Origin of the sequence: Sinorhizobium sp. RAC02, from assembly GCF_001713395.1 — a bacterium.
Taxonomy (GTDB): Bacteria; Pseudomonadota; Alphaproteobacteria; order Rhizobiales; family Rhizobiaceae; genus Shinella.
This window is the reverse complement of the sequence record NZ_CP016452.1, coordinates 2,107,291-2,120,612: the sequence shown is the minus strand read 5'-3', so window position 1 is coordinate 2,120,612 and position 13,322 is coordinate 2,107,291. Positions and strand designations below refer to the sequence as shown.

Below are 13,322 nucleotides of genomic sequence, written 5' to 3'. Positions count from 1 at the left end.
AGGATTTCTACCATGAAGTTGCCCGTGCAAGACGCCGGCTCCACCGCTGCAACTGCAACCGAGATTACCTGTGACGTGCTCGTGATCGGCGGCGGCCCGGCGGGATGCTGGGCAGCCCTCGAAGCGGCCGGCGCCAAGGCAAGGATCGTGCTGGTAGACAAGGGTTACTGCGGCAGCTCCGGTGCCACCGCTTCCGCCGGCACCCAGATTTGGTACGTACCACCGGACCCGGCAGGACGCGAAACGGCGATGGCAAGCCGCGAGGCGATGGGCGGCTATCTTTCCGACCGCGCGTGGATGGTACCCGTCCTCGACAAGACCTTCGAAAGCGTCAATCGCCTGGCGGACTGGGGTTATCCTTTCCCCCGCAACGAGGAGGGCGACCAGCAGCGCATTTCCGTGCAGGGGCCGGAATATATGCGGTTGTTGCGACGCCGGGTGAAAAATGCCGGCGTCACCATTCTCGATCACCATCCCGCCACCCGTCTGCTGACGGACCGTGGAAACGTCGTGGGCGCAAGCGGGCTGCGCCGGCAGGCGGGCGGGCACTGGACGGTCCGCGCCGGGGCGGTTGTGCTTGCGGCCGGGGGCTGCGCCTTCATGAGCAAGGCGCTCGGCTGCGACGTGTTGACCGGCGACGGTTACCTGATGGGCGCGGAAGCGGGCGCAGAGCTATCCGGCATGGAATTCTCCTCCGCCTACGCCATATCGCCGGCCTTCGCCTCGATCACCAAGACGGCGCTCTATCGCTTCGCGCAATTCTACCGCAAGGACGGAAGCCTGATCGAAGGCGCAGGGTCCGCGCGCGGGCGCTCGATCATCGCGCGCATGCTGCTCTCAGAGCCCGTCTATGCCCGGCTCGACCTCACGGAGACCGATGAGGTTAGGGTGATCCTGCGGCGCGCGCAGCCGAATTTCTTCGTGCCCTTCGACCGGCGTGGCATCGATCCCTTCACCGAGTTCTTCGAGGTGAAGCTGCGCCTGGAGGGTACCGTTCGCGGCACCGGCGGCCTTCGGCTAACCGGGCTCGACTGCGGCACCACCGTCCCCGGCCTCTACGCTGCCGGCGACAACGCCACCCGCGAGCCGATCTGCGGCGGCTTCACCGGCGGCGGCAGCCACAACGCCGCCTGGGCAATCGCCACCGGTACCTTCGCCGGCGCGTCGGCGGCCGCCTTTGCCCGAGACAACACCAACGCCGCCAACAAAACGGCTGGGACCCCTTCAACGGTTGCAAGCCATCTAAGCCCCCTGGACCCGCAAGCCATCATCAAGGCGGTCCAGGACGAGGTCTTCCCTCTCGACATCAACTACTTCCGGACTCACGCCGGGCTTTCATCATCACTCAAGCGGCTTGACGCCCTTTGGGAGGATATTGCGACGGCAACGGCGGACGAGGCTACCGCCCTGCAATTGCGTCAGGCCCAGGCGATGGTGGCAACGGCACGCTTCATGTACCGCGCGGCCCTGGCACGCACGGAAACGCGGGGCATGCACCGGCGCGATGATTTTCCCCAGCAGGACCCTCAACAACATCACCGACTGGTCTTGAGCGGTCTCGAGGCAATCCTGGTGCGGTCGGAACCGATCCGATCTGCCGGATATGCGGAGGCAGCGGAGTAATGATCGAAGTTCTCGATGCCGATACCTGCACGGACTGCAATCTCTGCGTTCAGGTCTGCCCGACCAACGTTTTCGAAGCGGTGCCGGACGGCCCGCCCCTGATCCTGCGGCAAGACTCTTGCCAGACCTGTTTCATGTGCGAACTCTATTGCCCCGTGGATGCGCTCTATGTCGATCCGGATGCCGAGGCCGTGCATAAATTGACCGTGGAAGGCGTGCGTGCCGGCAATCTCTTCGGCAGCTACAGGAAAGCCATCGGCTGGCATAAGGAGACGCGTGACCGCCGCTATATCGACGACCATTTCCGTCTGCCGCAATAGCGGCCGGCACGAAAGGCCAAAGACTGTAAGCACCCGCTGGCAAGCCCATCAAGGACTGCCAGCGGGATCGGCTGCCCGGCTAGAAGGCGCGAACGGCTGCAAATGCCCGATCGAGATCCGCCTTGAGATCGTCGGTATCCTCCAACCCGATCTGCAGGCGCAGCACAGGTCCATCGGTCGGCGCCGTCGTCACCCTGCGCTCCTTCAGGGATACGTGAAGCGCCAGGGATGCAAATCCGCCCCAGGAATACCCCAAGCCAAAGATGGACAATGCGTCCAAAAAAGCCTGGGCCTTCGCCTTGAACTGCTCTTCATGCTCGACGCGAAGAACAAAGGAGAAGACGCCGCTGGCACCCTTGAAGTCGCGCTTCCAGATATCGTGACCAGGGAAACTCGGCAGCGCGGGGTGCAGCACACGCGCGACGTCGGCGCGGCTTTCAAGCCATCTGGCAATGTCGAGGGCGCTTGTCTGATGGCGATCGAGGCGAACACCGAGCGTGCGCAAACCACGCAGGACCTGATAGGTATCATCCGGTGCAGCACACAGGCCAAGCAAGCCGTTCGCCTTTCTCAGAAGCGGCCAGTGCCGGGCGTTGGCAGACACCGTCCCGAACAGGATATCCGCGTGACCGGCGGGATATTTGGTGGAAGCCTGAATGGAAACGTCGACGCCGAAATCGAGTGGCTTGAAATAAAGCGGTGTCGCCCAGGTATTGTCCATGGTCACGATCGCGCCATGGCGATGGGCTGCTTCAACGATCGCAGGAATATCCTGTATCTCAAACGTGCTGGATCCGGGTGCCTCGGTGTGCACGAGGCGGGTGTTGGGCTTGAACAGTCCCTCGATTTCGGCCCCGATCGATGGATCATAATAATCCACCTCGATACCGAAGCGCGGCAGCATGGAATCGCAGAACTCTCGGACATTGCCGTAGACGGAATCGACGATCAGCGCGTGGTCACCCGATGAGAGATAGGCGAGCAGCGGAACCGTGACGGCGGCAAGGCCAGACGGGACGAGGATGGTGCCCGCGGCACCCTCCAGTTCGTTGATCGCCGCACAAAGGGCATCCGTCGTCGGCGTTCCGCGGGTGCCGTAGGTATATTTCTGCCCGTGCGTCTCCATCGTATGCGCATCCGGAAACAGCACAGTTGAACCGTGCACCACCGGGGGATTGATGAAAGCGCGTTGACTGACGGAATCGTATCCCGACCTGACCAGGCGCGTTTGTGGGCCTTGCTGCGTGGCAGCGTCTGCTTTGTCGTTCATGAAACACCCTCCTCGGCATTCGATTTCAGGGCCGCTCACCGGCCAGGTGGCGTTCCAGGAAAGGCAGGTTGTCCTGTCCCCAATAGAGTTCGCCATCATAGCGATAGGACGGGAAACCGAAGACGCCACTCGCAGCCGCGTGGCTTCGATCAGCCGACCATTTTGCCCTGACGTCTTCATCGCTTTCCCGTCGGCCCAACACCAAGCCGTCAAAGCCGGAGGCGCTCGCGATGGCCTCGCGAACATGCGGATTGCCGATGTCCTTCGCCTCGGCCCAGAAAGCATGTTGCAAGGCGCTTGTCAGCGCGATCCAGTCCTGCCCATCAAGTAGGGCGGCAATCACGATCAACGATGCCGGCGTCGGGTCGCTCAGTGCCGGCCTGTTGTCGAGCAGTAGAGGCTTGCCGCGGGCGCGCGCCCACCGCTGCAGATCGCGTGCACCATAGGCCCGGCGTATGTCCGGGCGGTTTCGGGAAAAGATGCCGCCGTTCTCTTCTATGACCGTGGTGAGATAGGGCCTGATCCGGGTGCCACTACGGGCGGCGAGATCGACAAAGGTGTCGAAGCCGAGGTGAGACCAGGGCGATCCGATGGAGAAGAAATAATCGACTGTTTTCGTCACTTACAAAATCCCTGCTCGCGAAGGCACCAGCGGCCTGTTGTTGTTCACGCCGCTCTCCGGCGGGCGCCTGGACCAGCCGAGTTCCGGGGCGACGCGCGTGACGAAATCATGCACGATCTGGCGGTATTCCTCGTCCTCGAATTCATAGGGAAGCTCGAGCCGCAGTTCGCTGACATGCGGTAGGATCGGGTCGGCAAACAGCCGTTCGAGGATCTGATCGGACGTGCCGACGAGGTCTTGGGCGTAGAGCGTTCGACGCTCGCCCTGCGGGGTCAACGTGCGTTCGGTGCGCGCCGCCGCATAGTCGAGATAGCGCTTTCGCGTTTTCGCGTCGGCACCATCCAGCGGCACGATCACCCGGCCGAGCGCAACCCGTCGGCTGCCCTCGGCCGCTGCCCTGTAGGTTTCAAGCTGGCGCCGCTGCGCGACGAAGAAGTCATCGGTGTCTTCGCCCGTCGTGACATTGCCGATCAGAAGGTTGAAACCGTTCCGCCCCGCCCAGCCGGCGGACCGTAGCGAACCGCCGCCATACCAGATGCGATCCGTCAGCCCTCTGGCACGGGGCTGCAACCGCGGCCGCTGGGGGCCGAAGGGCGTCTTGATGAATGTACTATCGTCACCGATCAGGGGACTGCGAAGGTTTTCGACGAAGCGCAGCACCCGTTCGTGCGAAAAATCATAGCTCTCCCAGTCTCCGTCGAAGGCAAGCGGCCCGATGAGATCGGCATGCAGCGGGCGACCGGCGCTCAAGCCTACGTTCAAGCGCCCGGCTGAGAGCACATCAACCGTCGAAAGATCTTCGGCCAGCCGGTACGGGCTCTCATAGCCGATCGGAATGACAGCCGTTCCGAGCTGGATACGGCTCGTCCGCTGCGTCGCAGCCGCGAGAAACGCCGTTGCTGACGAAATGCCGGGTTCCAGATGCCGCTGGCGGACCCACGCGCTTTCGAAACCCAGCGCCTCGCCGAATTCGAGGAGCTGCAGCGTCTTCTCCAGCCCTGACAGCGGATCATCAGCGGGATAATTGCCCGGCGAAAGAAAGCCGATATGGCGGATGATGGGTCTTGGGAGGTTCATCGGATTGTCTTTCGCTCAGGATTTCGGCAGGCCGCGCGGATTGGTCTCCGACTTCGGCAGCGCTTCCTCGCTCAGTTGCCAGCGGTCGAGAATTTTGGCGTAGACGCCGCTGTCGATCAGGCCGTTGGTGGCGATGGTCAGCGCTTCCGCCAGTCCGCTGTCCTTTTTCGTGGCGATCGCAACGTCCGAACGATCCGGCCAGCCAGCGCTCAGGGTGCCGACGCGCTTGATGTTGTGATCGCGCGCCGCAATGTAGACGAGCTGCGCATGCGGCTGCACGATCACATCCGCCCGGCCGGAGGACACAGCGAGCAGGCTTGCGGCTTCGTCGTCGTAATATTGCAGCTCCAGCGGCTTCAGGCCGGCGGCCACATTCTGATCGTTCCACCGCAGCAGGATGCGCTCCTGGTTGGTGCCGGCACCGACGATGATCCTGAGGCTCGCGGCATCCTTCGGCTCGACAATCGCGACGATGGGGCTGTCGGATTTTACGAAGAAGCCGTGCAGGCCCTGCCGGTAGGTGGAGAAATCGAATTTTTCCTTGCGCTGCTCGGTAACGCCGACATTGGAAATGACGGCATCATATTTGCCGGATGTCAGGCCGAGCGGCCAATCGATCCAGGCGACAGGCACAAGCTCCAGTTCCAGCCCGAGGCTCTCGGCCACCGCGGACGCATAGTCCGGATCGGCACCGACGACGGTTCTGGCATCGATGGCATAGGTTGCGAGCGGCGGGCCACCGGGGCTCACCGCAACGGTGAATTTTCCGGGCGTGACGAAGGTGAAATCCTGGGCGATGGCGGCAATCGCCTTGTCGTTGCGCTCCACATGGATACGGCCGGCCTGCTGCGGGCTGAGGTCGAAGGCCTCTTCTGCGTGCGCCGGGCCGATCAGGGCGAAGATGGATGCAAGCACGCCGAGCGCGAGCGTGCGGAAAGCCGGTCTGGATGTCATGTCATCGTCTCCATGCTGTGGAATGCCGGTCGAACCGGCGCCGCAAGCAGCGCCGGTCCTCATGCTTGGGAGATCAGGAGCCGCTCTTCGGCAGGCCGGCCGGATTGGTGAAGGACTGGTCGATGCCTTCTGCTTCGAGGTTCCAGCGCTTCAGCACCTCGCCATACTTGCCGCTCTTGACGAGGCCGTTGATCGCGACCGTCACCGCATCGGCAAGGCCGGCGCCCTTGCGGGTGGTGACGGCGATCTCGGCGGTCAGCGGCCAGCCGCCGCTGACGATGCCGACGAGCTTGGTCTGGCCCTTGACGGCCGAGCCATAGGCCAGCGTCGCATTGGGGTTGAACTCGACATCCGCGCGGCCCGACGACAGCGCCAGCTCAGCGGCCGCGCGATCATCGAAATACTGGACTTCAACCGGCTTCAGGCCGGCGGCGACGTTCTGGCGATCCCATTCCAGGATGATCTTCTCCTGGTTGGTGCCGGCACCGGTGATGACCTTCAGGCCGGCGACATCCTTCGGATCCTTGATCTCGGTGATCGGGCTGTCAGCCTTGACGTAGAAACCGAGCACGTCTTTGCGGTAGGTGGAGAAGTCGAATTTCTCCTTGCGCTCTTCGGTGACCGTGACGTTGCTGATCACAGCATCGTACTTGCCGGAAGACACGCCGAGCGGCCAGTCTGCCCAGGCGACCGAGACGATTTCGACCTCCAGCCCCAGCGAATCCGCCAGGAGCGTCGCGAGATCGGGATCGGCGCCGACGATCGTCTTCGCATCGTTTGCAAAGGTGGCAATCGGCGGATCCCAGGCATTGATGGCGACGGTGAACTTGCCGGGGGTCACGAACTTGAAGTCGGGCGAGAGCGCCTTGATCGCTTCCTCGTTCTTTTCCGCGCGCACACGGTTGGACGTGTCCGGGCTGAGGTCGAACTTTTCAGCCGCCTGTGCCGTCGCCAGACCAAGCGCCGTCACCGCGACCGCACCTGCCATCAGAAGTTTTGCCTTGTGAAGAAATGTCATGTCCCGTCTCCTTTTTTCATCCTGTGGTTGTGCTTTCGGTCAATTCCATTCCGTCGCCGTTTCCGGCCCTGGAATTTTGCTAGAAGACTTTTGCGAGGAACTCGCGTGTTCGCGGGTGGTCGGCCCGGCTGAAGATGTGTGCCGGCGTACCGGTTTCGAGAATCTGCCCGTCTTCCATGAAGACGACGGTATCGGCGACTTCGCGGGCAAAGCCGACCTCGTGGGTGACGATGACAAGCGTCGTGCCAGTGCGCGCCAGTTCCTTGATGACATCGAGCACTTCGCCGACGAGTTCCGGATCGAGCGCCGAGGTTGGCTCGTCGAAGAGCAGCACCTTGGGTTTCAGGGCGAGCGCGCGGGCAATCGCGACGCGCTGCTGCTGGCCGCCGGAGAGCTGGCGGGGGTAGGCGTTGATCTTGTCGCTGAGGCCGACGCGGGCGAGAAGCTCGCCGGCAAAGCGGATCGCCTCCTCTCGGCTCGTTCCGCGCACCTGGATCGGCGCCTCTATGAGGTTTTCGAGCACGGTCAGATGCGGAAAGAGGTTGAAGCTCTGGAACACCATGCCGATATCGGCGCGGCGCTTCAGGATGTCCTTTTCCTTCAGTTCATAGAGCGTATCGCCTTTCTGGCTGTAGCCGACCAGCTCGCCATCGATGGCGATGAACCCGCTGTCGACCCGTTCGAGATGGTTGATGGTGCGCAGCAGCGTCGATTTGCCGGACCCGGACGGGCCGAGAATGGCCGTGACGCTTCCGGCCGGCAGGATGAGGTCGACATTGTCGAGCACCTTCAGCGGGCCGAAGCTCTTCGAGATCTTCTGGATCCGCACGGTGCCGCCGGTGCGCAGCTGCGCCGCATCCTGGAAACCGGCATGACGGATCGCCGGGACAGCCACGGTCTCCGGCAATGCCGGCCCGCGAAAGCGGGCGAGGAAGGACTGGAAGGGCAGCGGCACCGGATTGCGCACGGCGCCCTTGGAGAAATGGCGCTCGATATAGTGCTGGGCGATCGACAGCACCGTCATGATCACGAGGTACCAGGCGGTCGCGACCATCAGCAGCGGGATGACTTCGAGGTTGCGGCGGTAGATCACCTGGACGGTGTAGAACAGCTCCGGCAGCGCGAGCACGTAGACCATCGACGTGCTCTTGGCCAAGCCGATGATCTCGTTGAAGCCGGTCGGCAGAATCGAGCGCATCGCCTGCGGCAGCACGATGCGGAATGCCTGCCGGTGACGTGGCAGACCGAGAGCGGCGGCGGCCTCATGCTGCCCCTGGTCGACGGACAGGATGCCGCCGCGCACGATCTCGGCGAAGAAGGCCGACTGGTTGAGCGTCAGCCCCAGGAAGGCGGCACCAAACGGCGTCACGAGCTGCACCATCGGATAGTCGACCAGCACGGTATCGCTGAACGGCACGCCGATGCGGATCGTCTCGTAGAGATAACCGAGATTGTTGAGCACCAGCAGCAGCACGATCAGCGGGATCGAGCGCAGCAGCCAGATGTAACCCCAGGAAAGACTGGAGAGCAGCGGCGATTTGGAAACCCGTGCCAGCGCCAGCGCCGTGCCGAGGATGGAGCCGGAGATCGTGGCAAGTGCGGTCAGGAGCAGCGTCCTGCCGAGCCCGGCAAGGACCGGTTCAGCGAAGAACCATTCGGCAAAGACACCCCAGCCCCAGCGCGGATTGGTAGAGGTGGAATAGAGCACGGCGGCGATGACGACGGCGGCGAAGACCGTTCCCACCAGGCGACCGGGATGGCGGGCGGGCACGATGCGGTAGCGCGAATAATCCTGCTTTTGATGTTCGGCCGATCGGTGATCGACCCCGATCCCGGCGAAATCTGTCGTGAGTGCCATGATCTTCCCCTTATGGTTTTAGTCGCAAGCCGGTCAGCGGTGATCCGCTGCAAGCTGCAGCGATGGCTGCACGGGAATGACGGCCGCCGCATGCGCGCCGAGCTGTTTTTCGAAGGGTAGCGACTTGTAGATTTCCGGGTCGGCATCCACATCGAAAAGGGCGGTGTAGCCATATTTCAGATAGAGGCCGACGGCCTCCGGCTGGCGAAAACCGGTCGTCAGATAGATGCGCGAATAGCCCTGCCGCGCCGCCTGCTGTTCCAGCTCGACCAGCACCTTGACCGCAAGCCCCTGGCGGCGCAGGTCGGAGCGCGTCCAGATGCGTTTGAACTCGGCGGTGTGATCGTCGTATTGCTTGAAGGCACCACCGCCGACCGCCTCGCCATTGCGCAGCAGAAGCAGGAAATTGCCGTAGGGCGGCGCGAAGGCCTCGGCCGGATAGCGGTTCATCTCCTCGACGGCGCCCGCCTCACTGAAATAGGAACCGTAGCGCTTGTCATATTCGTAGGTCAGTTCGTCGATCAGCGGCTTGGCGCGGGGATCGAGAGGCGTGGTGTAGAGGAACGTATCGCTCATGTCGCCGGTCCTGTTGCTGACGTCACTGGAGGAAGGTTTCGGTGAGGCGCACCCAATAGCGGGCGGCGGGCGCGATGATCGCGTCGTTGAAATCGTAGCGGGCGCTGTGCAGCGGCGCCGTGTCGCCATTGCCGACGAAGACGTAGCTTCCCGTCTGCGCCTGCAACATGAAGGCGAAATCCTCGCTTGCGGTGCGAGGCTTGAAGCCTTCCTCGACCTGAACCGGGCCGAACGTGTCGAGCGCCACCTTGCGCGCAAATGCCGTCGAGCCGGCATCGTTGATCAGGGCGGGGAAGCCGAGGCGGTAGTCCACCTCCGCCACCGCTCCGAAACTTTCGGCCTGCGCGCGGGCGAGTGCCGGAATGCGTGCCCGCAGTTGCTCCCGCACGCCCTCGGTGAAAGCCCGCATCGTCAGCTTCAGCTCGACGCTTTCCGGGATCACATTCGAGGCGGAGCCGGCATGGATGGAGCCGACCGTCACCACGGCCATCTCCTGCGGATCGACATTGCGCGAGACGACGCTCTGCAAGGCCGTAATGAGGGATGCGGTCGCCACCACCGGATCGACGGCGTTCTGCGGCTCTGCGCCATGGCCGCCCCTGCCGACGATGCGGATATTGGCCTGGTCGACCGAGGCCATCGCCGGGCCGGGAACGAAGCCGAACTGCCCTGCCGGCACGCCCGGCCAATTGTGCAGCCCGAAGACGGCATCGACCGGGAAACGCTCGAACAGGCCTTCCGAAAGCATCTTCCGGGCGCCGGCGCCGATCTCCTCGGCAGGCTGGAAGATGAGATGAAGCGTGCCATTGAACGCACGGGTTTGCGCAAGATAGCGGGCGGCCGCAAGCAGGATCGCCGTATGGCCGTCATGCCCGCAGGCATGCATGACGCCGGGATTGCTGCTGGCATAGGCGAGATCCGTCGCCTCCTCGATCGGCAGCGCGTCCATATCGGCGCGGATGCCGAGCCGGCGCTCTCGCGTGCCATTAGAAAGCGTTGCGACAAGGCCGGTCCCGGCAATGCCGGTCGTCACATCATAGCCCCAAGAGGAAAGCTGCGAGGCGATGAGCTTGCTGGTGCGGCGCTCCTGGAAGGCGAGCTCCGGATATTGGTGAAGGTCCTGGCGCAGCGCCACGATCTCGTCGAGAAAGGCGGCGATACCCTGCTGGATGGGATCGTTGAGGCGCGGAGGAGGTGCAATAGCGTTCATGGTTTTTTCCTCAACGCTCACGCGCCGACCGCCTTTCCGGGTTCGATGGCGTCCGCGCCGGCCGCATGGCGGCTTTCGCGATAGGGCAGGCCCAGATGGTCGCGCAGCGTCTGGCCTTCGAGTGACGGATTGAAATATCCGCGGGCCGCAAGGACGGGCAGGACATGCGCTGCGAAATCGTCGAGGCCTTCGGCGATCACCTGGAAGCCGAGGATGAAGCCATCCGCCGCACTGCCGTCGACCCAGCGGATGATCTCGTCGGCGATATGGTCGGCCGTTCCAATGAAGGCGGTGCGGGGTGTCGCGACGTCAAGCGCGATTTCGCGGAGCGTGAGGTTCTGCTCGCGCGCCGTCTTCTTGATCCGGTCGGTCGTGGCGCGAAAGCTGTTCTTGCCGATATCCCCGAGTTCCGGAAAGGCCTCGTCGAGCGGATAGGCGCTGAAATCATGGTGGTCGAAGAAGCGACCCAAATAGAGCAACGCCTCCTCGACGGTCACGAGATTGCGGATCGCCTGGTATTTCCGTTCCGCCTCCTCGGCCGTCGCGCCGACGATGGGCGCGATACCGGGGAAGATGCGCACGTCGGCCGCCCGGCGTCCCTGCGCGATCGCGCTCTGCTTCACCTGCTTGTAAAAGACCGCCGCGTCCTCGAAGGGGCCGCCATTGGTGAAGACGGCATCGGCATGTTTGCCGGCGAGCTTCACGCCGGAATCGGAGGCGCCCGCCTGGAAGACGACCGGTTGCCCCTGCTTCGAGCGACCGATATTGAGCGGCCCCTCGACGCGGAAGAACCGCCCCTTGTGGCCGAGCCGGCGGAGCTTGGTCTTGTCGACATAGACACCCGTCTCGCGGTTGCACAGGAAGGCGTCGTCGTCCCAGGAATCCCACAGGCCTTTGACGACATCGAGATATTCGTCGGCAATCTCATAGCGCAACTCGTGTTCGGGGTGCTCGCGGCTGTAGTTGCGGCCCGAGCCTTCGAGCGGCGTCGTCACGGCATTCCAACCGGCACGGCCACCGCTGATCAGATCGATCGTGGCGAACTGGCGCGCAACGGTGAAGGGATCGCTATAGGAGGTCGAGACCGTGCCGACGAGGCCGATCTTCGACGTCGAGGCTGCGAGTGCCGAGAGGATCGAGATCGGCTCGAACCGGTTGAGGAAGTGCGGGATGGACTGTTCGTTGATGTAGAGACCGTCGGCGACGAAGGCGAAGGCAATGCCTGTGTTTTCGGCCTTGCGGGCAGTCTCCACGAAAAAGGGGAAATTGACGCTTGCATCGGCCGGTCCGCTCGGATGTTTCCAGGCGTTCATGTGGCCGCCCGGCCCTTGCAGCATGATACCGAACGTGACGTTTTTCTGGGACATGGGATCATCCTTTCCGGAAAATTCAGGCAGCGAGCGACAGCCGTTCCTTCGCCAGCAGCTCAATGGACTGGAAGCGTTCGGCCGCCGTCAGCGCCGGGGTTTCGATGATGAATTCGGAGACGCCGTAGCGGTGGTGGAGATCGTCAAATTCGTCACGCACCTGCGCCGGCGTGCCATGCAGGATGCTCGGCACCTTCTCCTCGACACGGTAGTCCGTGACACCGGACTGCCGCGCGAACTCGGCCGCCTGCTCCTCGCTGCCGACATTGACGCTCTGGCCGGTCGAGAGGAAAACCTTGAAGATTCTGAGCCCCGAAACCCGCTCACGCGCCTGCGCCTCGTCCTCCGCGACGAAGGCTGCCAGCGCCAGGATCGGCGCCTTGCCGCCGCTTGCCTCGCGATACGCCTCGAATGTCTTGCGCAGGTTTTCCGGGTCGCCGTTCAGGTGACCGGCGAAGACCAGCTGCCAGCCCTTGTCGGCCGCAAGCCTGGCGCTTTCGACGCTGGCGCCGAGCAGGAAGCGCTCGGGCGCCACGGTCGGGAGCGGCGTCGCCGCGAGATCCGTCGCATCGGGCGCGACCGACAGGTAGCGGTTGAGATCGGAAAGCTGATCGTCGAATTTCGGCTTACGTGCGGGGTCGATGGCCGCCTGCAACGCGTTGGTCGAAACCGGAAAGCCGCCGGGCGCCTTGCCGACGCCGAGATCGACCCGCCCGGGCGCCAGGGAGGCCAGAAGATTGAAGGTTTCGGCGACCTTGTAGGCGCTGTAGTGCTGCAGCATGACGCCGCCGGAGCCGACGCGGATTCGCGAGGTCCTTGCCAGAAGATAGGCGATCAGCGCCTCGGGCGCCGAACTGGCGAGGCTGGCCATATTGTGGTGTTCGGCTACCCAATACCGGTGATAGCCCAGCGCTTCCGCTCTCAAAGCAAGCTTCACCGTCGTCTGCAGCGCTTCTGCAGTGGTCTGGCCGGATTCGACCGGGCTTTTGTCGAGGAGGCTGAGATGATAGGACATGAACGCACCAGTGCTGAGACAGATGCATTAATAGTCTATAGTTTTTATGGAAAATTAAGGTACGACATTCTCTTCACGCGATTGGATGCGAAAAATCGTTGTTCATTGATGGCAGAAGTTTCCGGCACTTGTCTGGACGCGGTGGCTCAGTCGCCTCAAGCGCGATGAGCCAAAATCCACGATGACCGATCCCAAAACGCGAAGGTGCGAACCGCAGCTATGGAACGCGGTGTTCGGACGAGAGACGCGTGCTGCTGCGTAGATCGAGAGATCGCTCCGGCGCACCGACCGTCTATGGCTTTCTTTCAGTCAGGCCGCATTGAGACCGATGCCTGACCCCTGCGCCGTACACTAAGGTGTCCGCTTTTTTGCGTTGTGGATTCTTGCAGCAGACGGTCTGCTATCGGCCCCA

Annotated in this window: 12 protein-coding genes; 2 read left to right on the top strand and 10 right to left on the bottom strand. The window is 63.1% G+C overall.

The genetic code is table 11. From position 1 onward, the window contains the following. The first annotated feature begins 12 nt into the window (after nt 1-12). Complete coding sequence (locus BSY16_RS30865) at nt 13-1,623, top strand: FAD-dependent oxidoreductase (protein ID WP_069063536.1); 1,611 nt, start codon at nt 13-15, stop codon at nt 1,621-1,623. Next, nucleotides 1,623-1,943 (top strand): 4Fe-4S dicluster domain-containing protein, encoded by a 321-nt coding sequence (locus BSY16_RS30860; protein WP_069063535.1) that lies wholly within the window; start codon nt 1,623-1,625, stop codon nt 1,941-1,943. Before BSY16_RS30865 ends, BSY16_RS30860 begins: the two co-directional genes overlap by 1 nt. Before the next feature lie 79 nt (nt 1,944-2,022). Here the strand turns inward: BSY16_RS30860 and BSY16_RS30855 are convergent, their stop codons facing one another. The 10 genes from BSY16_RS30855 to BSY16_RS30810 form a co-directional block, all read right to left on the bottom strand. Further along, nucleotides 2,023-3,213, bottom strand: coding sequence for a cystathionine beta-lyase (locus tag BSY16_RS30855; protein ID WP_083243198.1), 1,191 nt, complete (start codon nt 3,211-3,213; stop codon nt 2,023-2,025). Nucleotides 3,214-3,238: 25 nt separating this feature from the next. Continuing rightward, nucleotides 3,239-3,835, bottom strand: coding sequence for a 2-hydroxychromene-2-carboxylate isomerase (locus tag BSY16_RS30850; protein WP_069063534.1), 597 nt, complete (start codon nt 3,833-3,835; stop codon nt 3,239-3,241). Further along, entirely contained in the window at nt 3,836-4,912 is a 1,077-nt protein-coding gene (locus tag BSY16_RS30845) for an LLM class flavin-dependent oxidoreductase (RefSeq protein ID WP_069063533.1), read from the bottom strand. A gap of 15 nt (nt 4,913-4,927) precedes the next feature. Then, the gene (locus BSY16_RS30840; protein ID WP_069063532.1) at nt 4,928-5,866 is read right to left on the bottom strand and encodes an ABC transporter substrate-binding protein; all 939 of its coding nucleotides are present in this window, start codon (nt 5,864-5,866) and stop codon (nt 4,928-4,930) included. 73 nt (nt 5,867-5,939) lie between these two features. Further along, the gene (locus BSY16_RS30835) at nt 5,940-6,884 is read right to left on the bottom strand and encodes an ABC transporter substrate-binding protein (RefSeq protein WP_069063531.1); all 945 of its coding nucleotides are present in this window, start codon (nt 6,882-6,884) and stop codon (nt 5,940-5,942) included. Between the two features lie 79 nt (nt 6,885-6,963). Continuing rightward, nucleotides 6,964-8,742, bottom strand: coding sequence for an amino acid ABC transporter permease/ATP-binding protein (locus tag BSY16_RS31815; protein WP_083243197.1), 1,779 nt, complete (start codon nt 8,740-8,742; stop codon nt 6,964-6,966). 33 nt (nt 8,743-8,775) lie between these two features. Continuing rightward, nucleotides 8,776-9,318 (bottom strand): GNAT family N-acetyltransferase, encoded by a 543-nt coding sequence (locus tag BSY16_RS30825; RefSeq protein WP_069063530.1) that lies wholly within the window; start codon nt 9,316-9,318, stop codon nt 8,776-8,778. A gap of 22 nt (nt 9,319-9,340) precedes the next feature. Continuing rightward, on the bottom strand, nt 9,341-10,528 hold the full coding sequence (locus BSY16_RS30820) for a M20 aminoacylase family protein (RefSeq protein WP_069063529.1): 1,188 nt from the start codon (nt 10,526-10,528) through the stop codon (nt 9,341-9,343). A 17-nt stretch (nt 10,529-10,545) separates the two neighbouring features. After that, the gene (locus BSY16_RS30815) at nt 10,546-11,895 is read right to left on the bottom strand and encodes an LLM class flavin-dependent oxidoreductase (RefSeq protein WP_069063528.1); all 1,350 of its coding nucleotides are present in this window, start codon (nt 11,893-11,895) and stop codon (nt 10,546-10,548) included. Nucleotides 11,896-11,917: 22 nt separating this feature from the next. Beyond that, complete coding sequence (locus tag BSY16_RS30810; RefSeq protein WP_069063527.1) at nt 11,918-12,910, bottom strand: LLM class flavin-dependent oxidoreductase; 993 nt, start codon at nt 12,908-12,910, stop codon at nt 11,918-11,920. Nucleotides 12,911-13,322: the final 412 nt, after the last annotated feature.

Excerpts from the sequence above, each read along its gene's own strand:
- BSY16_RS30825 (WP_069063530.1), bottom strand. The coding sequence starts at position 9,318 with ATGAGCGATACGTTCCTCTACACCACGCCTCTCGATCCCCGCGCCAAG.
- BSY16_RS30840 (WP_069063532.1), bottom strand. The coding sequence starts at position 5,866 with ATGACATCCAGACCGGCTTTCCGCACGCTCGCGCTCGGCGTGCTTGCA.
- BSY16_RS30810 (WP_069063527.1), bottom strand. The coding sequence starts at position 12,910 with ATGTCCTATCATCTCAGCCTCCTCGACAAAAGCCCGGTCGAATCCGGC.
- BSY16_RS30845 (WP_069063533.1), bottom strand. The coding sequence starts at position 4,912 with ATGAACCTCCCAAGACCCATCATCCGCCATATCGGCTTTCTTTCGCCG.
- BSY16_RS31815 (WP_083243197.1), bottom strand. The coding sequence starts at position 8,742 with ATGGCACTCACGACAGATTTCGCCGGGATCGGGGTCGATCACCGATCG.
- BSY16_RS30855 (WP_083243198.1), bottom strand. The coding sequence starts at position 3,213 with ATGAACGACAAAGCAGACGCTGCCACGCAGCAAGGCCCACAAACGCGC.
- BSY16_RS30835 (WP_069063531.1), bottom strand. The coding sequence starts at position 6,884 with ATGACATTTCTTCACAAGGCAAAACTTCTGATGGCAGGTGCGGTCGCG.
- BSY16_RS30815 (WP_069063528.1), bottom strand. The coding sequence starts at position 11,895 with ATGTCCCAGAAAAACGTCACGTTCGGTATCATGCTGCAAGGGCCGGGC.
- BSY16_RS30865 (WP_069063536.1), top strand. The coding sequence starts at position 13 with ATGAAGTTGCCCGTGCAAGACGCCGGCTCCACCGCTGCAACTGCAACC.
- BSY16_RS30820 (WP_069063529.1), bottom strand. The coding sequence starts at position 10,528 with ATGAACGCTATTGCACCTCCTCCGCGCCTCAACGATCCCATCCAGCAG.
- BSY16_RS30860 (WP_069063535.1), top strand. The coding sequence starts at position 1,623 with ATGATCGAAGTTCTCGATGCCGATACCTGCACGGACTGCAATCTCTGC.